This window comes from Micromonospora sp. NPDC049359 (assembly GCF_044466585.1).
Taxonomy (GTDB): domain Bacteria; phylum Actinomycetota; class Actinomycetes; order Mycobacteriales; family Micromonosporaceae; genus Micromonospora.
This window is the reverse complement of record NZ_JBITMW010000012.1, coordinates 162,158-182,050: the sequence shown is the minus strand read 5'-3', so window position 1 is coordinate 182,050 and position 19,893 is coordinate 162,158. Positions and strand designations below refer to the sequence as shown.

The window sequence follows — 19,893 nt, the reverse complement described above, 5'->3', positions numbered from 1 at the left end:
CGCAGTCCCCATCGCTCACCGTGCTCCGGTCTGCGCTATCTGAGCGAGGATCATTCGGAACCGGTCCAGCTCTGGATGATTCGTCTGCTCGGCCAGAACGACCGCGCGACGCAGGTACCCGGTGGCCTGGTCCACGTGCGCCATCTTCAGCAGCAGGAGGGCCATGTTCGCGCTGACCGTCGCCTCGGACCTACGGTCGCCGACGATGCGGAGGGTCTCGAGAACCTCGGTGAACATGTCCTTCGTGCCAACGAGATCGCCCTGTTGGAGTCGAATCGACGCCATGTTGTTGAGGGTGTTCGCCTCGCCCAGCCGGTCACCGATCGCACGGGCGATGGACAGCGCCTGCCCGTAGTAGGACAGCGCCCGCTCCGCGTCTCCGCGCCGGGCGTACACGAGGCCGATGTTGCTGAGGGTGTTCGCTTCGCCGAACCGGTCACCGACCTCACGGGCGATGGGCAGCGCCTGCGTGTAGTAGGACAGCGCCCCGTCCCCATCCCCCCGATCGGAGAGCACGAGACCGATGTTGTTGAGGGTGGCCGCCTCGCCGTTGCGGTCGCCGACCTCCCGCCGAATGGGGAGGGCCTGCGCGTAGTGGATCAGAGCCTGCTCCCCGTCCCCGCGCCGGGCGTACACGTAGCCGATGTTGTTGAGGGTGACCGCCTCGCCGACCCGGTCGCCAACCTCGCGTTGGATGGGCAGGGCACGCGTGTAGTGGGCCAGCGCCCGCTCCCGATCGCCCTGGTTGTCGTACACGAAGCCGATGTTGCTGAGGGTGGCCGCCTCGCCCTCTCGGTTGCCGACCTCGCGTTGAATGGGTAGGGATTGCCCGAAGTAGGACAGCGCGTCGTCCCACTCCCCGAGCCGGTCGTGCAGATGGCCGATGTTGTTGAGGGTGCCCGCCTCGCCGTCCCGGTCGCCAACCTCGCGGGCGATCGCCAGCGCCTCCTCGTAGTGGGCCAGCGCCCGCTCCCCGTCCCCGAGCCGGTCGTACGTGGCGCCGATGTTGTTGAGGGTGCCCGCCTCGTCGTTCCGGTCGCCGGCCTCGCGGTACAGGTGCAGGGCCTGCTCCTGACTGGCCAGGGCCTTCCAGGGCTGTCCCGTCACGTACTGCGCGTGCCCCAGGTGGTAGTAGGCGTCGGCGTCCGGGCCGAGAGTCAGGGTCGCCGTCGCCAGCGCCGCCACGTCGGCGAACCGCGACCGGCGCACCCACGCCCTCGACACCAGGTCACCGACGTCCCGGGCGATCTCCGGCTCCCGGCCCGCCACTGCCAGGCGGTGCACCTCCGCCCACCGGGCGACCGTCTGCGTCGGCGACCCCGGTTGCCCGGCCGGCCGGGCGTCGGCCGCCGGGTGTGGTCCGTCCGTCAACCCAGCACCTCCCGGGCCCGTCCGCCGATGGATGGTCACCATTCTTGGTGCTGAACGCCACCCCCGCTGCCGCCAGGACAGTCCAGGATCCGACACCAGTGCCCGCCACCGCGGCCACCGGGACCGTCACTCCCCGCGATCTTGCACTTTCGGTGCCGACACAAGGGGTATCTCACCCCATGTCGACAACAGAAACCGCAAGATCGGCGGGACGGTGGGGTGGGACCGGGGTCAGGTCAGGTCAGGTCGTTGACCGCGCGGAGCACGGGGCGGGTGGTCAGGGACGCCGGGTCCAGGGGCGCCTCGGACCGGACGGTGAACGTGGCCGACTCACCCGGCAGCAGAGTGACCAGGGCCTCGTCCACAGTGGCCGCCGGGTCCAACCGGTCCGGAAAGAGGGTCAGGTCGCGCAGCACCGTGCGCGCGGTCACCCGGACCCGCTGGCCGCCGTCGACCGGCTCGACCGTCGCGTCCCAGGCCGCCGTCGGCCACGGCACGTCCCGGTCCTCGGCGAAGAACCACAGCGCACGCTCCGCCGTGCCGCCGGCCTCCGCGACCAGCAGCTCACGGCGGCTCTCGTCCGGCCGCGCCAGGTCCGCCGGCAGCGCCAGCACGACCGAGGAGTACGCCGGGACGTCGAGGTGGACCGAGGTCTTCGCCCTCGGCTCCCCGGTGAGGGTGACGCGGGTGACCGTGGCCGGCACGGTCCACGCCTCGCCGGTCTCGTTCACCGCGACCAGCGCCAACCCACCGCCACCAGCCAGCACACCGCCACCAGCCGGCCCGCCGTCGCGGGGTTGCACGGTGAGCAGGCGGTCGGCGTACGCGTGGCGCAGCGCGTACCACAGGGGTTTACGGCGGCCGTCGCCGTCGACGGCCGACCAGGAGGTCACCGGCCAGCAGTCGTTGAGCTGCCAGACGATCGTGCCGGCGCAGACGTCGCGGTGGGAGCGGAAGTGCTCCACCCCGAGCTGGATGGCCCGCGCCTGGTTGAGCTGCGTGAGGTAGTGCCAGTCGTCGAAGTCGGCCGGTACGGGCAGGTGGGCGTCGAGGCCCCGCTGGAGCTTGGCGTCACCGCCAGCCGCCTTCTGGTGGTGGGCCATGCCCGGCGAGTTGGGTGCGAGCGGTTCGTCACTGAGCGCGCGTCGCAGCGTGGCGTACGTGGGCGGCGCCTGGTAGCCGAACTCGGCCACGAAGCGCGGCACGTACTCGCGGTACTTCGGGTAGTCGTCGGTGTTCCACACGTCCCAGATGTGGGTGGTGCCGTGCGCCGGGTCGTTCGGGTGGATGGTCTCGCTTCCCGACCAGGGGCTGCCCGGCCAGTACGGGCGGGTCGGGTCCAGCTCGCCGACGGTGCGGGGCAGTACGTCGAGGTAGTAGCCGCGTCCCCAGGTGCGCCCGGCCAGGGCTTCCTGCCAGCCCCAGTCGTGCCAGCCCCAGATGTTCTCGTTGTTGCCGGTCCAGAGCACCAGCGACGGGTGCGGCGTCAGGCGGGTCACCTGCTCGGCGGCCTCGGCGGCCACCTCGGTGGCGAACGGCTCCTCCTCGGGGTACGCGGCGCAGGCGAAGAGGAAGTCCTGTTGGACGAGCAGGCCGCGTTCGTCGGCCAGGTCGTAGAAGGCCTCCGACTCGTACCGGCCGCCACCCCAGACGCGCAGCAGGTTGACGTTGGCGGCGGCGGCCTGGTCGAACCGGTCGGCGAGCCGGTCGCGCGTGATCCGGGTGGGGAACGCGTCGTCGGGGATCCAGTTGACGCCCCGGACGAAGACCGGCACGTCGTTGACCGAGAGCGCGAACGGGGTGCCGTGCTCGTCGGGCGTGGTGTCCAGTCGGACGGAGCGGAAGCCGATCCGCCGGGACCAGGTGTCCAGGGTGTCGCCGTCCGGCGCGTGCAGGGTGACGTCCAGCAGGTGGCGGGCCTGTTCGCCGTACCCCCGGGGCCACCAGAGCGTGGGCTCGCGGACGGCGAGGGTCAGCACGGCCGTGCGCTGGCCGGCCTCGACGACGGCCTCGGCGCGGACGCCGCCGACGGCGACCCGGACGGTCAGCGGGACGTCGGCGACCCGCTCGACCTCGACGTGCACCTCGACCCGGCCGTCGCGGCCGTCGAGGGTGACCAGCGGACGGACGCTGGCCAGCCGGGCGGTGGACCAGGCGTGCAGGCCGATGTCCTGCCAGATTCCGGCGGTGACCAGCGTCGGCCCCCAGTCCCAGCCGAAGTTGCAAGCCATCTTACGGACGAACTGGAAGGGCTCCGGGTACGCGTTGGGTCGGTCGCCGAGTCGGTCGCGCTGCGCCTCGGCGTAGCGGTACACGGAGTCGAACGCGACGGTCAGCTCGTTGTCGCCGGCGCGCAGCAGCGCGCGGACGTCGAACCGGTAGCCGCGGTGCATGTTCTCGGTGCGGCCGACCTCAACGCCGTTGACGCTGACGGTGGCGACGGTGTCCAGGCCGCCGCAGACCAGGTCGATCCGGTCGTGGTCGCCGGCCGGCGGACGGAAGGTCGTCCGGTAGCGCCAGTCGGCGCGGCCGATCCAGGCCAGCGACGACTCGTTGTCGTCGAGGTACGGGTCGGGGATCAGCCCGGCATCGAGCAGGTCGGTGTGGACACACCCGGGCACGGTCGCCGGTACGGTCCGGTCGGCGACCTCCGCGGGCACGTCCACGTCGGACATCGCCCGCAGCGTCCAGCCGTCGTGCAGGGCCTGTCGGCTCACGATTCACCGCACCTTCGTGATCGAGACGTTAGCTGAACCGGATAAGCTCAGCCACCGTACGATCCGACCTCCGGGGTGTCAAAGCCCCTGAACCGCTAAGGAGCACGCGGTGAAGCGGCCGACAATCGCGGACGTCGCCCGACGGGCGGGGGTGTCCAAGGGCGCCGTGTCGTACGCGTTGAACGGGCAGCCCGGCGTCTCCGAGGCCACCCGGCAGCGCATCCTCGCCATCGCCACCGAGATCGGGTTCAGTCCGAGCAGCGCCGCGCGGGCACTCTCCGCCGCCACCGCCCGGGCCGTCGGCCTGGCCCTGTGCCGCCCCGCGCGGACGCTGGGCGTGGAACCGTTCTTCATGGCGCTGATCAGCGGTGTGGAGGCCGAACTGTCGGCCCGCTCGTACGCGCTGACGTTGCAGGTGGTGGCCGATCACGACGCCGAGATCGCCGTCTACCGGCGGTGGTGGGGCGAGCGCCGGGTGGACGGGGTCCTCGTCTGCGACCTGCGCACCGACGACGAGCGCATCCCCGCCCTGGAACAACTGCGCCTGCCGGCCGTGGTCATCGGCGGGCCGGGCGGCACCGGGGAGTTGGCCAGCCTCTTCTCGGACGACGCGGCGGCGCTGACCGAGGCCGTGGAGTACCTGGTCGCGCTCGGGCACCGCCGGATCGCCCGGGTCGCCGGCCTGCCCGACCTGCGGCACACCCAGATCCGTACCGACGCCTTCGCGGCGGTGTGCCGGCGTCTCGGCCTCTCCGACACGGTCACCGTCTTCTCCGACTACACCGGCGAGGAGGGCGGGCGGGCCACCCGACGACTGCTCAGCGCCACCTCCCGGCCCACCGCGGTCATCTACGACAACGACGTGATGGCCATCGCAGGACTCTCGGTGGCCCAGGAGATGGGCCTGACCGTGCCGGCCGACCTGTCCATCGTGGCCTGGGACGACTCGCCGCTGTGCCGGCTGGTGCACCCGCCGTTGACGGCCCTGGGCCGCGACATCTCCGCGTACGGGGCGCACGCGGCCCGCCACCTGCTCGGCGTCATCGCGGGCGAGCCGGCGACCCGGTTGCGGGACGAGACACCGCAGTTGACCCCGCGCGGCAGCACGGCACCACCCCGGGACAGGTGAACCGGTTCATCACCGGTACGCCGAGGGAAACTCCTCGAAGTACGCCTCGACGCGCTCGGCGGTCGCCGGACGGGACAGCGCGAAACCCTGCCCGTAACGGCAGCCGGCCCGATGGGCACCCTCGACCTGGGTGGGCGACTCCAACCCCTCCGCCACGATCTCCACACCCAACCGCTCACCGACGTTGACCACCACGTCGATCAGCGGCGGCTGCCCCGTGGGCTCGGCCCCGACCAGATCGGGCCCCACCTTCAGCAGGTCGATCGGCAGCCGGCGCAGGTGGGCCAACGAGGCGTGTTCGGGCCGGAAGTCGTCGAGCGCGGTGCGTACGCCCAACGACCGCAGGCCCGCCAGCCGGGCCACCACCGTCGACAGGTCGGCGGCGACCCTCGGCTCGGCCACCTCCACCACCAGACGCTCGGGTGGCACCCCGTACGCGGCCAGGACCGCCGCGGCGCGCTGCACGAAGTCGGGCGTGGTCAGCTCGCGGGTGGTCACGTTGACGGCCATCCACAGCTCCCGGGGGCCCGCCGACCAGGCCGCCAACTGCCGGCAGGCCCGGTCCAGCACCCACCACTCCAGCTCGCCGACCAGATCCAGGTCCTCGGCGACCGGCAGCAGCTCGCCCGGGAGCACCGTGCCGAGCACCGGGCTACGCCACCGCAGCAGCGCCTCGGCGCCCACCGGCTGACGGTCGGTCAGGTCGAGCACCGGTTGGTAGACCAGGTCCAGTTCGCCCCGGGCGACCGCGCCCGGCAGCTCGCGTTCCAGGTCGAGCCGACGGACCAGCTGCTCCTCCAGGAACGCGTCGTACCACTCGACCCGGTCCCGGCCCAGCTGCACCGCCCGCCGCCGGGCCAGCTCGGCCTGACGAAGCACGTCGGCCGGCCCCGCGCCACTGACCTCGGCCAGCCCGATGCTCGCCTGCACGCGCAGCACCGACCCGGCCAACCGGTAGGGCGAGGTGAGCGTGCTCAGCAGCCGGGTGCCCAGCGCGTACGCCAGCACGGGCCCCGCGCCGGTGACCACCGCGAAACCGTGGCCGGCGCAGGCGGTCACCAGATCGCCGGACGCGACCACCGCCCGTGCCCGCAGGGCGGCCTCGGCAAGCGCGTCCTCGCGGGCCACCGGGCCGAGCCCTTCGATGCCGTGCAGCTCCACCAGCAGCAGCGCACCGGCCGGGGCGGGCACGTCGCCGATCGCGGCGAGGGCGGCGAGCAGGGCCGCCCGGTCCCCCGGCCCCTCGCCGGCCGGGCCGAAACCATGGCGCGACCAGGAGACACCCGTTTCGGGCCAGGTCGCGTCGACGTCGGCCGCAGGAGTCCACGAATCGGTCGTCGGGGCCTGCCACGGCGGTTGCGACTCCCGGCGGCGGACCGTGTGGTCGGCCGCCCGGCGGTGCGCGGCGGGCCGCTCGGGGACGCCACCGTCAGCGCCGCGCAGCAGCTCCCGCAGGACCAGAGGTGGCACCGCCGCCAGGGCGAGCAACAGACTCGTCCGGTCCGGAGTGCGACCGGAGCCGAGGTGCAGGCCCGCCGCGAGCAGCAGCACCGAGGCCGGGAGAACCGCCCGTGGCCAGGTCGTGGCCGGTGAACCGGACGGCGGCGTCGAGCTGGCCGACGGTACCGCCAATGTCGCGCCCAGGGCCGTCAGCAGCATGCCGAGCACCAGCGGTGGCACCGCCAGGAGTGGCGCGCGCCCCGAGGAGGCGGGCGGCAGGATCGTCAACAGCGCCAGACCGACCAGGGTGAGCAGGAGGCCGCCCCGGCAGATCGCGTGGCCCGAGCGCCGCCCGGCGCCGGTGAACGCGCTGAGCGCGGCGATGCCCAACCCGGCCAACACCAGCGCCGCGAGCAGCCGGGCCGGGGCGGGGAGAGTGTCCACGGGCAGGAGCAACCACCCGGCAAGGGTCAGACCGATCGTCGGTCCGGTCGCCTCGACCAACTCCCGCACTCGGGTCGGCGAGGGCGTCCGTGCCGGGAGCCCGCGCAGCCCGGCCACGGACAGGACCGCGACGGTGAGCCACCCGAGCAGTGCGACCGCGCGCTGCCGGGTGTCGACCAGCGGCAGGGCGGCCGCGAACCAGCCGGCCGCCACCACCGCCGCGTCGAGCAGGACCAGCCCCGCCCGGCCCGGGTAACCGCCCGACGGCGGTGCGGGCCGACCGGCGGCCAGCCGGGAGAGTCGTACGCCGGCCAGGGTGGCGCCCGCGCCACCGGCCAACGCGATCACCACCGGGGTCGGGACCATCCCCGCCACACCGGCGAGGACGAGCAGCGCCACGGCCGTGGACACGGCGGCCTCCGGGGCCGCCCGGCGGGGGACGAGGAAACGGAACGGGTACGCGAGGAGCACGGCGGTCGCCTTCGTGAGGGGGCACGGGGCGGTGCGGCGGTGCGGCGGTGCGGCGGTGCGGATGGTGCGGATGGTGCTGCGGTGGCATGGGCGGCGGATGTTGCGAGTCCGCTGCCCAACACTGGGAAACGACCGGCGACCGGATTGGTTACGCATCCGCCATCGGCACGAAGCAGTGACCCGTGTCACTGTACGCGTGCGGGCACCCGTGACACCGCCCGCCGCGACCCCGCCCGACCAGGGGTGGGATCATCGCGGGGTGAGTACGCGCGACACGGTCCGCTTCCGTTTCAACCAAGCCATCCTGGTCGCCTCGGTCATCGCCTTCATCGGCGCCCTGCCGCTGGCGAACGCCCGGGCGTACCTGCTGCCGGTGCTGCTCGTCCCGCTGGGCGTCGGGGTGTGGGCCTGGCGGGCCGGCACCGACGCCGACCCCCGGGAGCTGCGCCTGCGGGCGCTGTTCGGGCAACGCCGGATCGGCTGGGACCACGTCGTCGAGTTCGCCACCGACGCACGCGGACGGGCCGTCGCCCGGCTCGACGACGGCCAGCAGGTCGTCCTGCCGGCGGTACGCGGCACCGACCTGCCCCGCCTGGTCTCCGCCACCGGCCAGAGGATGCCGGACGAGGCCGCCGAGACGCCCGGCGCGTAGGCGGCCGCTCCCGCCCGCCGGCGCTCAGTAGCCGTCGACCACCGTGTTGACGAGCGGTTCACCGGCGGCGAACCGCCGTACCTGCTCGCCGACCAGCCGGTACGCACGCGGCAGCAGCCCCCGCACCGACCCTGCCACGTGCGGCGTGAGCAGCACGTTCGGCATCGTCCACAGCGGAGATTCGGCGGGCAGCGGCTCCGGGTCGGTGACGTCCAGCGCGGCCGAGATCCGGCCCGTGGCCAGCTCGGCGACCAGCGCGTCGGTACGGGCCACCGGACCTCGGGCCGCGTTGACCAGCAGCGCCCCGTCGGGCATCGCGGCCAGGAAATCCTTGTCGATCAGACCACGGGTCTGGTCGGTGAGCGGCACCAGCACCACCACCACGTCGGCGTCGGGCAGCAGTCTCGGCAGCTCCGCGACGGCGTGCACCGACTGCTCCGGCCGGGCGCTGCGGGCGACCAGGGTGAAGCTCACCCCGAACGGCGCGAGCCGGTCGCGCACCGCCGTGCCGATCGAGCCGGCCCCGACGATCAGCACCCGCTTGCCGGTCAGCTCGTCGGTCGGCGCGTTGCCGTCGTACGCCCACCGCCGCTGTCCCTGGGCGCGGGCGAAGGCGGGAAACGCCCGGAGCTGTGCCAGGATCGCGGTGACCACCCACTCGGCGGTGGAGGGATCGTGCACCCCTCGGGCGTCGCAGAGCGTGACCCCGTCGGGCACCCGACCCACCCAGGCGTCGGCCCCGGCGGAGAGCAGTTGCACCACCGCCAGGTCGGGCAGCTCACCCAACAGAGCGGTGGCATCCGAACCGCTCAGGAACGGCGGCACCCAGAAACGGACGTCGGCCACGGCGGACGGCAGGCGGTCGGCGCGTTCGGCGACCTCCACCGTCACGCCCGGCGGCAGCTCGCCAACGAGGTCCAGGCCAGCGTGGTGCGGAATCCATACCTTCACGTCCGCCGACGATAGCCGTCGCCACGGCGGCCGGCGCGGGCACGCCGGAACCGCGCCCCGGGCGAGACGCAACACACCGGTTTTCGGCCGGCAGCGACGAGGTATAAACCACGGATCGGAGGGCAGGTCGGCCTCCGCCTAGGCAGACAGGTGCTCGATGACCGACGGCTCCCCCGCCAGCGCGCGGCGATCGACCGCTCCACCCGGAGCGCTCGGCGACGCGGCGCGGCTGCGCGCGCTCGCCGACACGGGGCTGGACGCCGCCCCGGACGAGGCGTTCGACCGGTTCGCCCGGCTGGTCAGCGATCTGCTGGAGGTGCCGGTCGCGCTGGTCTCCCTGGTCTCCGCCGACCGGCAGTTCTTCCCGGGCGCGGTCGGTCTGCCGGAGCCGTGGTCGCAGCGGCGGCAGACCCCGTTGAGCCACTCGTTCTGCCAGCACGTGGTGGACATCGAGGTGCCCATGGTGCTGCCGGACGCCCGGCTCTACCCCCGGGTACGCGACAACCTCGCCATCGACGACCTCGGCGTCGTCGCGTACGCCGGGATGCCGTTGACCGACCTCTCCGGCCGGGTGCTCGGTTCGCTCTGCGCCATCGACAACAAGCCCCGGGCGTGGACCGCCCGACAACTGCGGACGCTGTCCGACCTGGCGGCGGCCTGCTCGTCGGAGTTGCGCCTGCGGATCGCGCTGGACGGGGCCCAGGAGGCAAGTCGTCGGGTGGTGCAGGCGCACGAGCGCCTGGAACTGCTGGCCGGAGTGAGCGAGACCCTGGCCGGCACGTTGGACGTGGGCACGTCGCTGCGCCGGCTCGCCGACGCCATGGTGCCGGTGCTCGCCGACTGGTGCCTGCTCATCCTCGCCGGGCCCACGGGACAGCCCCGGGAGGTCGTCGCGGCGCACCAGGACCAGGCCCGGACGCCGGACGTCGACCGCTTCGCCGCGCTGCTGCGGACCGGCCTGAACCAGGAGTCGGCGATCCGCGCGGTGCTGCGGACCGGCCAGCCCCGGCTCGGCGGGGTGGCGTCGCCGGCCGACGTGGCCCGGGGCACCACGGACCCGGAGCTGCCGGTGATCGCCGAGCGGCTGGGCATCGCCTCGTACCTCAGCGTGCCGGTGCGGGCCGCCGGGGGCACCGTGCTGGGCGCCATCACCCTGGTCAACAGTCCGGGCCGCCAACAGTTCGACGACCGCGACCTGCTCACCGCCGTGGACATCGGCCGCCGCGCGGGGCAGGCCATCGGAAACAGCTCGATGTACGGGGAACAGCGGCACGTCGCGGAGGTCCTGCAACACAGCATGCTGCCGCGGTTGCCGCTCGTGCCGGAGCTGGAGCTGGCGGCCCGCTACCAGCCGGCCGCCGAGCGGGTGGAGGTCGGCGGCGACTGGTACGACGCCTTCGTGCAGCCCGACGGCGACCTGATCGCGGCGATCGGGGACGTGGCCGGGCACGACATCGAGGCCGCTGCGACCATGGGTCAGCTCCGCAACCTGGTACGCGGCAACGCGTTCGGCCGGCACGACGAGGTCGGGGCGCTGGTGCGCCACCTGGACGACGCGATCCGCGGTCTGCGGCTGCCCATCGCGGCCACCGCCACGCTGGTGCGGATCGGCCCCGAACGCTCCGGTGTCCGTGAGCTGACGTGGTCCAACGCCGGGCACCCACCGGCCCTGATGGTCCGCGCCGGCGGTGCGGTGGAAGTCCTCGACGCGACGCCCGAGCCGCTGCTCGGCCTGGCCCGGCCCACGCCGCGTACCAGCCACTCGACCGGCCTGGCCACCGGAGACACGCTGCTGCTCTACACCGACGGGCTGATCGAGCGTCGGGACCGGTCCATCGACGACGGGCTCGCCGAGCTGGTGGGCCGGCTGACCGGCACCGACACGATGCCCCTGGACGATCTGTGCGACCTGCTGCTCGCGTCGATCCACCACCGCGAGGACGATACGGCGCTGCTGGCGGTCCGAGCCCGCTGAGAGCGGTGGACCTCGGCCGGACCGTCCGGCGGGCTACCCTGGGCCGGGTGAGAGCCCGTCCCCCGTACCCTCGCGTCCGCCGCCTCCGGGCGGTCCTCGCGGCGTCCTGCGCGGCGCTGCTGTTCGCCTCGGGTTGCAGCTTCGGCGAGCCGGACCCCGATCCGGCGGGCGAGCCACCCAACCTGCCGACCCCGTCGGCGTCGCCGAACGCCGGCGGCGCGGGCCAGCAGGCGGTGACCACCGTGCTGGCCAAGGGACTGCGGGTGCCGTGGGCCATCGCGTTCCTGCCGGACGGCGGCGCGCTGGTCACCGAGCGGGACACCGGCCGGATTCTCCAGGTGGGCCCGGAGTCCGGTCCGGACGGGCTGCGGGTCCGGGTCGTGCAGACGATCAACGACGTGGCGGCGGCGGGTGAGGGCGGCCTGCTCGGCATCGCCGTGTCCCCCGGCTACGCCAAGGACCGGACGGTCTTCGTCTACTACACCGCCGAGCAGGACAACCGGGTCGCCCGCCTGCAGATCGGCGGGCAACCCACCCCGATCCTCACCGGTATCCCGAAGGCGAACGTGCACAACGGCGGCGGGCTGGGGTTCGGGCCGGACGGGCAGCTCTACGTCAGCACCGGTGACGCGGGAGAGCGGCCCAACGCGCAGGACACCAAGAGCCTCGGCGGCAAGATCCTGCGGATCACCGCCGACGGCAAGCCCGCGCCGGGCAACCCGTTCCCCGGCTCGCCGGTGTGGTCCTTCGGCCACCGCAACGTGCAGGGTTTCGCCTGGGACGCGGCCAAGCGCATGTACGCCGTCGAGTTCGGCCAGAACACCTGGGACGAGATCAACCAGATCACCAAGGGCGGCAACTACGGCTGGCCGGAGGTCGAGGGGCGGGCCGGCGACAGGCGCTACACCGACCCGATCACGCAGTGGGCGACGTCCGACGCGTCCTGCTCCGGGCTGGCCGCGACGGACCGGCTGCTCGTCACCGGCTGCCTGCGCGGAAAGCGACTGTGGGTGATGGAGCTGACCGACACCGGCACCCTGCTCGGGCAGCCGAGCGAGCTGCTGACCAACCGGTACGGGCGGCTACGCGCCGTGGCCGCCGCGCCCGACGGCTCGCTCTGGGTGAGCACCTCCAACCACGACGGGCGGGGTGACCCGGCGGCCGACGACGACCGCCTCCTGCGGGTGGTCTTCGCCGGCGGCGACGGCGGCCGCAGCTGACCTGCGTCACCTTCCGCCCAGGTTTGCCAAGATCCTTCGACGGGCAGGTCAGAATCTCAGCATGGACGGGCAACGCGACGAGCAGCACGGCGACGCCGAGGGCCGGGACGACCCGGTGACCGGCGGCGAGCCGTCGCGCCCGGCCCGCCGACGGATCGGCCGCCCCGGCGGGCCGGTGCGGCGCACGGGCATGATCCTCGCCGTGCTGGTGGTGGCCCTGGCCGGGGCGGCGCTCGGCGTGCTGGCCGGCGGTCGGGTGAACACCGACATCGGGCCGTTCCGGGCCAACCTCACCCTCTCGCCGGCCACCGACGGCGGGACGACCATCGACGTGCCGCCGCTGGGCGCGCTGCTGCTCGACAGCCACAGCGGGCCGACGCACCTCACCGTGCGACTCGGCGCGCTCGACCAAGGGCGCACCGAGGCGCTGCTGGACGACCCGGCGAGCATCAGTCGGGCCAGCCAGAGCGCCGTGGAGGATGTGCGCTCCGGGGTGATGCGGCTCGGTCTGCGTACCCTCGCCTCGGCGGTGCTGGTCACCCTCATCCTGGCCGCGTTGGTCTTCCGGGACGTGCGCCGTACGGCCTGGGCCGGCGGGTTGGCGCTGCTGGTCACCGCCGGCAGCCTCGGCACGGCCGCCGCGACGCTGCGCCCGCAGGCGATCGAGGAGCCACGCTACGAGGGCCTGCTGGTCAACGCGCCGGCGATCGTCGGCGACGCCCGCCGCATCGCCAACGACTACACCAAGTACGCCGAGCAGTTGCAACGCATCGTCGGCAACGTCAGTCAGCTCTACACGACGGTGTCCGCGTTGCCGGTGCTGGATCCCGCGCCGGGCACCACCCGGGTCCTGCACGTCTCCGACATGCACCTCAACCCGACGGGCTGGCAGCTCATCCGCACGGTGGTGGAGCAGTTCGGCATCGACGTGGTCATCGACACCGGCGACATCACCGACTGGGGCAGCGAGCCGGAGGCGTCGTTCGTCGGCTCGATCAGCCTGCTCAAGAAGCCGTACGTGTTCATCCGGGGTAACCACGACTCGGGCAAGACCGGCGCCGCCGTGGCCCGCCAGCCGAACGCGATCGTGCTGAACAACACGACGACCACGGTCGCGGGCCTGACCATCGCCGGCATCGGCGACCCGCGCTTCACCCCGGACAAGAACACCTCACCGGCCGGCAGCGGGCTCACCCAGGAGGTGGCCGACCAGGTGATCGGCGCGGGTGAGCAGCTCGCCGCGACGATCCGCAACTCGCCGCGGCCGGTCAACATCGCCCTCGTGCACGACCCGGCGTCGGCCGGGCCGCTCGCCGGCACCTGCCCACTGGTGCTGGCCGGGCACACGCACGCCCGGCAGGTCTCCAAGTTGCCGCAGGCCCCCGGCCAGCAGCCGACCGCCCTGTTCGTGGAGGGCTCCACGGGCGGGGCCGGGCTGCGCGGTCTGGAGGGCGAGAAGCCCACCCCGCTGTCGATGACGGTGCTCTACTTCGACCAGCAGAAGATGCTCCAGGCGTACGACGACATCACCGTCGGCGGCACCGGTCAGGCCCAGGTCAACCTGGAACGCCACATCGTGCAGGACCCGAGCGCCGGCGCGCCCGCCTCGGTCACCCCGACGCCGACCCGCTGAGACCGGTCAGCGCAGGGCGAGGGCGGCCAGGGCGGCGTTGACGATGCTGCCGGGCAGCAGGTCGTGCAGCTCGTACAGGTCGGCCACACTGCCGGACTGGCCGAACTCGTCCACCCCGAGCGGCACCGCCGGCGCGCCGAGCGCCGACCCGAGCCAGGCCATGGCGTGCGAGGCCGCGTCGTGCACGGTCACCACCGGCACCCGGTCGGCGAACGCGGACCGCAGCGCGCCGGGCACGCTCGGCACGGTGGCGGTGCGCACGCCCTGCCGCAGGGTGCGCTGCCAGGCCCGGTAGAGCCGGTCCAGGCTGGTCACGTCCACCACGTGCGCGGCGATGCCCTCCTCGGCCAGTTCGGCGGCGGCGGCCAACACCTCGGGCAGCACCGCGCCGGAGCCGGCGAGCTGCACCACCGGCGCGTCGGCCAGGTGCGGGTACGCCTGGTGCGCGTCGACGAGCCGGTACGCCCCGGCGACCACCTGCCGGCGCAGCACCGCGTCACCGAGCCGGGCCCGGGCCGCCTCGAACGGCGTCTGGTCCAGCGGACGGGTGCTGAGGCGGAAGTAGTACGCGCCGTCCTCGGCCGGGGCGGCGGTCGCGGCCGGGGTCGCCCCGCCGGCGATCTGCCCGAGCGCGTCGCAGAGCAGCCAGTCCAGGCTGCCCGCGTACGCCGGCTCGACGAACGTCACCCCGGGCAGCTCCAAGCCGACCGACGCGGTGATCGTGGACTGGTGGGCACCGCCCTCGGGGGCCAGGGTGATACCCGACGGCGTGCCGGCCACCACGAATCGCGAACCCGAGTACGTGCCGTAGAGGAACGCGTCGAGGCCCCGCAGCACGAACGGGTCGTAGACCGTGCCCACCGGCAGCAGCGGCTGACCGGACAGGTCCCACGACAGGCCGAGCTGACCGAGCAGCAGGAACAGGTTCATCTCCGAGATGCCCAGCTCGATGTGCTGCCCGGTGGGGCTCTCGGTCCAGCGCAGCATCCGGTCCTCGGTCCAGGAACGCTGCTCGGTGGGGGCGAACACGCCGGTCTTGTTGATGAATCCGGCGAGGTTGGTGGAGGTGGCCACGTCCGGGGCGGTGGTGACCAGGTAACGGCCGACCTCCCGGTCCCGCGCCAGGTCCACCAGCACCCGACCGAACACCTCCTGGGTGGAGATCGGCTTGTTGGCGCGTACTCCCGTGCTCTGCGGAACGGTGACCCCCAGCGCGCGCTCGCGCGGCGCGCGGGACAGCGCCTCCCGGCGGGCGCCGGCCCGGACGCCGGCCGGCGACGACGGGTCGAGGCGGTCCCACTCGGTCTCGGCGGTCAACCCGTGCGCGGCGCGCAGCGTGTCGACCTGCTCGGTGCTGAGCAGCGCGGAATGGTTACGCGGATTGCCGGCGATGGGCAACCCCCAACCCTTGACGGTGTACGCGAAGACGACGCTGGGCCGGTCGGTCACCGCGTCGCACTGGGCATAGGCGTCGAGCATCGCCTGAAGGTCGTGCCCGCCCAGGTCGGTGACGAGCGGGCCGAGGTCCTCGTCGGTGACGCCCTCGATCAGCTCGGCGATGCCGGCCGGCGCGCCGTCCAGGAACTGCTTGCGCAACGTGTCGCCGGCCAGTCCGAACAGCGACTGGTACTGCTCGTTGGGCATCGCGTCGATCCAGTCGCGCAGCGCCCCGCCGCCGGGCCGGGCGTACGCCTCGGCGAGCCGACGGCCGTACTTGACCTCCACGACGTGCCAGCCGGCGGCCTCGAACTGCCCCCGCCACTGGTTGATCCGGATGCCGGGCACCACCCGGTCCAGCGACTGCCGGTTGAAGTCGACGAGCCACATGACGTTGCCCAGGCCGGTGGTGGCGGGATCGGCCACCGCCTCCCAGATGTTGCCCTCGTCCAACTCGGCGTCGCCGATCAACGCCACGAACCGGGAGTGCGGCCGGGCGCCGAAGTGCGCGTCGACGTACCGGCGGGTGGCGGCGGCGAAGAGCGGCGCCGCCGCGCCCAGACCGACCGACCCGGTGGAGAAGTCCACCTCGTCCGGGTCCTTGGTGCGCGACGGGTACGACTGGAGGCCGCCACGGGCCCGCAGCCGGGGCAGGTAGGACCGGTCCAGGTTGCCCAGCAGGTACTGGATGGCGTGGAACACCGGGGAGGCGTGCGGCTTGACGGCCACCCGGTCCTCGGCGTCCAGGTGGGCGAACCAGAGCGCGGTCATCGCCGTGACGAGCGAGGCGCTGGACGCCTGGTGGCCGCCGACCTTCACGCCGTCGCCGGTGGCCCGGTCGTGGTTGGCGGCATCCACGATCCGGGTGGCGAGCCAGAGCACCCGCCGCTGGATCTCGTCGAGGACATCGAGGTCGTGCTCGTTCACGGTGCTCCATTCGGGCGTCGCCGTTGACGCCGCAGCAGAAGGTGCAGAGGGGTGCAAGGAAGGGCCCCTTCCTAACGCCTGGTGCATAGGAGGGGGCCCTTCCTAACAACGGGTATCAGCTTTGGACGCCCAGGCGCTCCAGGATCAGCGTGCGGACGGCGGCGGCGTCGGCCTGACCACGGGTCGACTTCATCACCGCGCCGACGAGCGCGCCGGCCGCCGCGACCTTGCCGCTGCGGATCTTGTCGGCGATGCCCGGGTTGGCGGCGATGGCCTCGTCCACGGCCGCGGTGAGCGCGCCGGTGTCCGAGACGACCTCCAGGCCCCGGCTGGACATGATCTCGGTGGGCGAGCCCTCACCGTCGACCACGCCCTCCAGCACCGTGCGGGCCATCTTGTCGTTGAGCTTGCCGGCGTCGACCAGGCCCTGCAGCTCGGCGACCTGGGCCGGGGTGGCACCGATATCGGCCAGCTCCACACCGCTCTCGTTGGCGCGGCGGGACAACTCGCCCAACCACCACTTGCGGGCTGCCGCCGGGGTGGTGCCGGCGGCCACGGTGGCCTCGATCAGCTCGACCGCGCCCGCGTTGAGCACCGACTGCATGTCCAGGTCGGACAGGCCCCACTGCTCCTGGAGCCGACGCCGGTGCACCCGGGGCAGCTCCGGCAGGGCGGCCTTCAGCTCAGCCACCCAGGCCGGATCCGGGGCGACCGGCACCAGGTCCGGCTCGGGGAAGTAGCGGTAGTCGGTCGCCGTCTCCTTCGACCGACCCGGCGTGGTGTCACCGGTGTCCTCGTGGAAGTGCCGGGTCTCCTGGGTGATCCGGCCGCCCGCGTCGAGCACCGTCGCCTGCCGCAGCATCTCCGAGCGGACCGCCCGCTCCACCGACCGCAGCGAGTTGACGTTCTTGGTCTCGGTGCGCGTGCCCCACTCCTGCCCCGGCAGGTTGAGCGAGGTGTTCACGTCGCAGCGCAGCGAACCCTCCTCCATCCGCACGTCCGAGACACCGAGCGTACGGATCACGTCGCGCAGCTCGGCGACGTACGCTCGGGCCACGTCGGGGGCGAGCGCGGCGGTGCCCGTGATCGGCTTGGTGACGATCTCGACCAGCGGGATGCCGGCCCGGTTGTAGTCGACGAGCGACTCCGTCGCGCCGTGGATCCGCCCGGTGGCACCGCCGACGTGCAGCGTCTTGCCGGTGTCCTCCTCCAGGTGCACCCGCTCGATCTCGATCCGCACCGTCTCGCCGTTCACCTCGACGTCCAGGTAACCGTCGACGCAGATCGGCTCGTCGTACTGGCTGATCTGGAAGTTCTTCGGCATGTCCGGGTAGAAGTAGTTCTTCCGGGCGAACCGGCACCACTCGGCGATCGAGCAGTTCAACGCCAGGCCGATCCGGATGATCGCCTCGATGGCGGCCTTGTTGGCCACCGGCAGCGACCCGGGCAGGCCCAGGCACACCGGGCAGACCCGGGTGTTCGGCTCGCCGCCGAAGTCGGTCGGGCAGCCGCACCACATCTTGGTGTTCGTGCCCAACTCGACGTGGGTCTCCAGGCCGATCACCGGTTCGTAGCGCGCGACGACCTCGTCGTACGCGGGCAGCGTCGTCGTCATCTGGGCTCCTGCCTCACAGTGCCGGTGGGGTGAACGTGCCGACCGCGGACTCCAGCGCGGCCGCGACCCGGTACATCCGGTCGTCGGCCATCGTCGGGGCCATCACCTGCAGGCCCACGGGCAGCCCCTCGGAGAGGCCGCAGGGCACCGAGATGCCCGGCCCGCCGTACAGGTTGGTCGGGATGGTGAACAGGTCGGCCAGGTACATCTGGTACGGGTCGGCGGTGCGCGCACCGATCGGGAAGGCCGTGAACGGGGTGGTCGGCGAGATCAGCGCGTCGACCCGCTCGAACGCGGCGGTGAAGTCCCGCGTGATCAGCGTACGGACCTTCTGCGCCTGCCCGTAGTACGCATCGTAGTAGCCCGACGACAGCGCGTACGTGCCGATCATGATCCGGCGCTTGACCTCGGGGCCGAAGCCGGCCTCGCGGGTCAGCGACATGACCTCCTCCAGCGACCGGTTGCCGTCGTCGCCGACCCGCAGGCCGAACCGGACGCCGTCGAACCGGGCCAGGTTGGAGGAGCACTCGCTCGGGGCGATCAGGTAGTACGCCGGCAGCGCGTACGCGAACGTCGGGCAGGAGACCTCGACGACCTCGGCGCCCATCTTGGTCAGCGCGTCCACCGACTCGCGGAACGCCGTCATCACGCCCGGCTCGGTGCCTTCGCCGACGAACTCGCTGACGATGCCGAGTCGTACGCCGGTCAGGTCGCCGGTCGCGCCGAGCTTCGCCGCCGCCACCACGTCCGGTACGGGCTGCGGGATCGACGTCGAGTCGCGCGGGTCATGCCCGCCGATCACCTGGTGCAGCAGGGCGGCGTCGAGCACGTTACGGGCGCACGGGCCGGGGGTGTCCAGCGATGAGGAGAACGCCACCAGGCCGTACCGGGAGGTCCCGCCGTAGGTGGGCTTCGCCCCGACGGTGCCGGTGACCGCGCCGGGCTGGCGGATCGAGCCACCGGTGTCCGAGCCGATCGCCAGCGGCGCCTCGTACGCGGCCAGCGCGGCGGCGCTGCCACCACCCGAACCACCCGGGATGCGGCTCAGGTCCCACGGGTTGTGCGTCGGGCCGTACGCCGAGTACTCGGTGGAGGAGCCCATCGCGAACTCGTCCATGTTCGTCTTGCCCAGCATCACCGTGCCGGCGTCGCGCAGTCGCTGCACGATCGTCGCGTCGTACGGCGGACGCCAGCCTTCGAGGATCTTCGAGCCGACGGTGGTCGGCACGCCACGGGTGGCGAGCACGTCCTTCACCGCGACCGGCACGCCCGCGAGCGGGCCCAACTCCTCACCGGCGGCCCGGCGCTCGTCCACGGCCCGGGCGGCGGCGAGCGCGCCCTCGCTGTCCACGTGCAGGAACGCGTGCACCCGGTCGTCGACCGCGGCGATCCGGTCCAGGTGCGCCTGGGTCACCTCGACGGCGGAGGTCTCCCCGCCGGCAACCAGGGCAGCGATCTCCGTCGCGGTCATTCTGGTCAAATCGCTCATGCCGTCACTCCGCTTCGCTCCGTGACGTCACGAGACACCACGGCACTGCACCGATGATTCGCTCGCTGACGCTCGCTCATGACGCCACGTCCTCGCTCAGAATCCGGGGTACGCGGAACCGCTGCTCCTCGGCGTCGGGCGCACCGGACAGCACCTCCTCGGGGGTCAGGCACGGCGTGACGACGTCCTCGCGGAAGACGTTGGTCAGCGGCACCGAGTGTGAGGTCGGCGGGATGTCCGCGGCGGCGACCTCGCCGACCTGGGCGACCGCCTGGAGGATCACGTCGAGCTGGCCGGCGAACGTGTCCAACTCCTCCTCGGTGACGGCGAGCCGCGACAGGCGCGCCAGGTGCGCGACCTCCTCGCGGGAGATGGCGGCCATCCGTGCCCCCTTCTGATGTCCTGCTGGTCGGGCGGTGTGC

13 protein-coding genes are annotated in these 19,893 nt (G+C 73.0%); 5 read left to right on the top strand and 8 right to left on the bottom strand.

All coding sequences use genetic code 11. The features are described 5' to 3' along the window. Window positions 1-15: 15 nt before the first annotated feature. Both ACIBTX_RS25730 and ACIBTX_RS25725 read right to left on the bottom strand, forming a co-directional pair. On the bottom strand, window positions 16-1,371 hold the full coding sequence (locus ACIBTX_RS25730; protein ID WP_396833103.1) for a tetratricopeptide repeat protein: 1,356 nt from the start codon (window positions 1,369-1,371) through the stop codon (window positions 16-18). Window positions 1,372-1,607: 236 nt separating this feature from the next. Next, a complete protein-coding gene (locus ACIBTX_RS25725) occupies window positions 1,608-4,046 on the bottom strand; it encodes a glycosyl hydrolase 2 galactose-binding domain-containing protein (protein ID WP_363661150.1) in 2,439 nt (812 codons plus the stop codon). A 151-nt stretch (window positions 4,047-4,197) separates the two neighbouring features. Here ACIBTX_RS25725 and ACIBTX_RS25720 point away from each other — a divergent pair, with 151 nt between their 5' ends. Continuing rightward, window positions 4,198-5,217: a LacI family DNA-binding transcriptional regulator gene (locus ACIBTX_RS25720; RefSeq protein WP_357173203.1), complete on the top strand. Its 1,020-nt coding sequence runs from the start codon at window positions 4,198-4,200 to the stop codon at window positions 5,215-5,217. Between the two features lie 9 nt (window positions 5,218-5,226). Here ACIBTX_RS25720 and ACIBTX_RS25715 read toward each other — a convergent pair whose 3' ends face one another. Further along, complete coding sequence (locus ACIBTX_RS25715) at window positions 5,227-7,572, bottom strand: GGDEF domain-containing phosphodiesterase (protein ID WP_363661144.1); 2,346 nt, start codon at window positions 7,570-7,572, stop codon at window positions 5,227-5,229. A gap of 259 nt (window positions 7,573-7,831) precedes the next feature. Between ACIBTX_RS25715 and ACIBTX_RS25710 the strand changes: the two genes are divergently transcribed. Beyond that, complete coding sequence (locus ACIBTX_RS25710) at window positions 7,832-8,224, top strand: PH domain-containing protein (protein ID WP_357127387.1); 393 nt, start codon at window positions 7,832-7,834, stop codon at window positions 8,222-8,224. Between the two features lie 24 nt (window positions 8,225-8,248). Here ACIBTX_RS25710 and ACIBTX_RS25705 read toward each other — a convergent pair whose 3' ends face one another. Beyond that, window positions 8,249-9,175, bottom strand: a complete 927-nt coding sequence (locus tag ACIBTX_RS25705; RefSeq protein WP_357173195.1) for a 2-hydroxyacid dehydrogenase — start codon at window positions 9,173-9,175, stop codon at window positions 8,249-8,251. A gap of 157 nt (window positions 9,176-9,332) precedes the next feature. Between ACIBTX_RS25705 and ACIBTX_RS25700 the strand changes: the two genes are divergently transcribed. The 3 genes from ACIBTX_RS25700 (at window position 9,333) to ACIBTX_RS25690 (ending at window position 14,003) form a co-directional block, all read left to right on the top strand. After that, window positions 9,333-11,150, top strand: coding sequence for a SpoIIE family protein phosphatase (locus ACIBTX_RS25700; RefSeq protein WP_357127393.1), 1,818 nt, complete (start codon window positions 9,333-9,335; stop codon window positions 11,148-11,150). Between the two features lie 47 nt (window positions 11,151-11,197). Then, window positions 11,198-12,370, top strand: coding sequence for a PQQ-dependent sugar dehydrogenase (locus tag ACIBTX_RS25695; protein ID WP_357127396.1), 1,173 nt, complete (start codon window positions 11,198-11,200; stop codon window positions 12,368-12,370). 61 nt (window positions 12,371-12,431) lie between these two features. After that, complete coding sequence (locus tag ACIBTX_RS25690; RefSeq protein WP_363661145.1) at window positions 12,432-14,003, top strand: metallophosphoesterase; 1,572 nt, start codon at window positions 12,432-12,434, stop codon at window positions 14,001-14,003. 6 nt (window positions 14,004-14,009) lie between these two features. On the opposite strand, the gene ACIBTX_RS25685 is transcribed toward ACIBTX_RS25690, so the two are convergent. The 4 genes from ACIBTX_RS25685 to gatC form a co-directional block, all read right to left on the bottom strand. Next, window positions 14,010-16,367, bottom strand: coding sequence for a transketolase-like TK C-terminal-containing protein (locus ACIBTX_RS25685; RefSeq protein ID WP_357127402.1), 2,358 nt, complete (start codon window positions 16,365-16,367; stop codon window positions 14,010-14,012). 115 nt (window positions 16,368-16,482) lie between these two features. Beyond that, the gene (gene gatB, locus ACIBTX_RS25680) at window positions 16,483-17,982 is read right to left on the bottom strand and encodes an Asp-tRNA(Asn)/Glu-tRNA(Gln) amidotransferase subunit GatB (protein WP_396833102.1); all 1,500 of its coding nucleotides are present in this window, start codon (window positions 17,980-17,982) and stop codon (window positions 16,483-16,485) included. Window positions 17,983-17,995: 13 nt separating this feature from the next. Then, window positions 17,996-19,471, bottom strand: a complete 1,476-nt coding sequence (gene gatA, locus ACIBTX_RS25675; protein WP_357394067.1) for an Asp-tRNA(Asn)/Glu-tRNA(Gln) amidotransferase subunit GatA — start codon at window positions 19,469-19,471, stop codon at window positions 17,996-17,998. Window positions 19,472-19,547: 76 nt separating this feature from the next. Next, window positions 19,548-19,853, bottom strand: coding sequence for an Asp-tRNA(Asn)/Glu-tRNA(Gln) amidotransferase subunit GatC (gene gatC / locus ACIBTX_RS25670; protein ID WP_355052147.1), 306 nt, complete (start codon window positions 19,851-19,853; stop codon window positions 19,548-19,550). Window positions 19,854-19,893: the final 40 nt, after the last annotated feature.

What these genes read in the sequence shown, in the direction of transcription:
- gatC (WP_355052147.1), bottom strand. Translation starts at nt 19,853, where the DNA reads ATGGCCGCCATCTCCCGCGAGGAGGTCGCGCACCTGGCGCGCCTGTCG.
- ACIBTX_RS25700 (WP_357127393.1), top strand. Translation starts at nt 9,333, where the DNA reads ATGACCGACGGCTCCCCCGCCAGCGCGCGGCGATCGACCGCTCCACCC.
- ACIBTX_RS25725 (WP_363661150.1), bottom strand. Translation starts at nt 4,046, where the DNA reads ATGTCCGACGTGGACGTGCCCGCGGAGGTCGCCGACCGGACCGTACCG.
- ACIBTX_RS25690 (WP_363661145.1), top strand. Translation starts at nt 12,432, where the DNA reads ATGGACGGGCAACGCGACGAGCAGCACGGCGACGCCGAGGGCCGGGAC.
- gatA (WP_357394067.1), bottom strand. Translation starts at nt 19,471, where the DNA reads ATGAGCGATTTGACCAGAATGACCGCGACGGAGATCGCTGCCCTGGTT.
- gatB (WP_396833102.1), bottom strand. Translation starts at nt 17,982, where the DNA reads ATGACGACGACGCTGCCCGCGTACGACGAGGTCGTCGCGCGCTACGAA.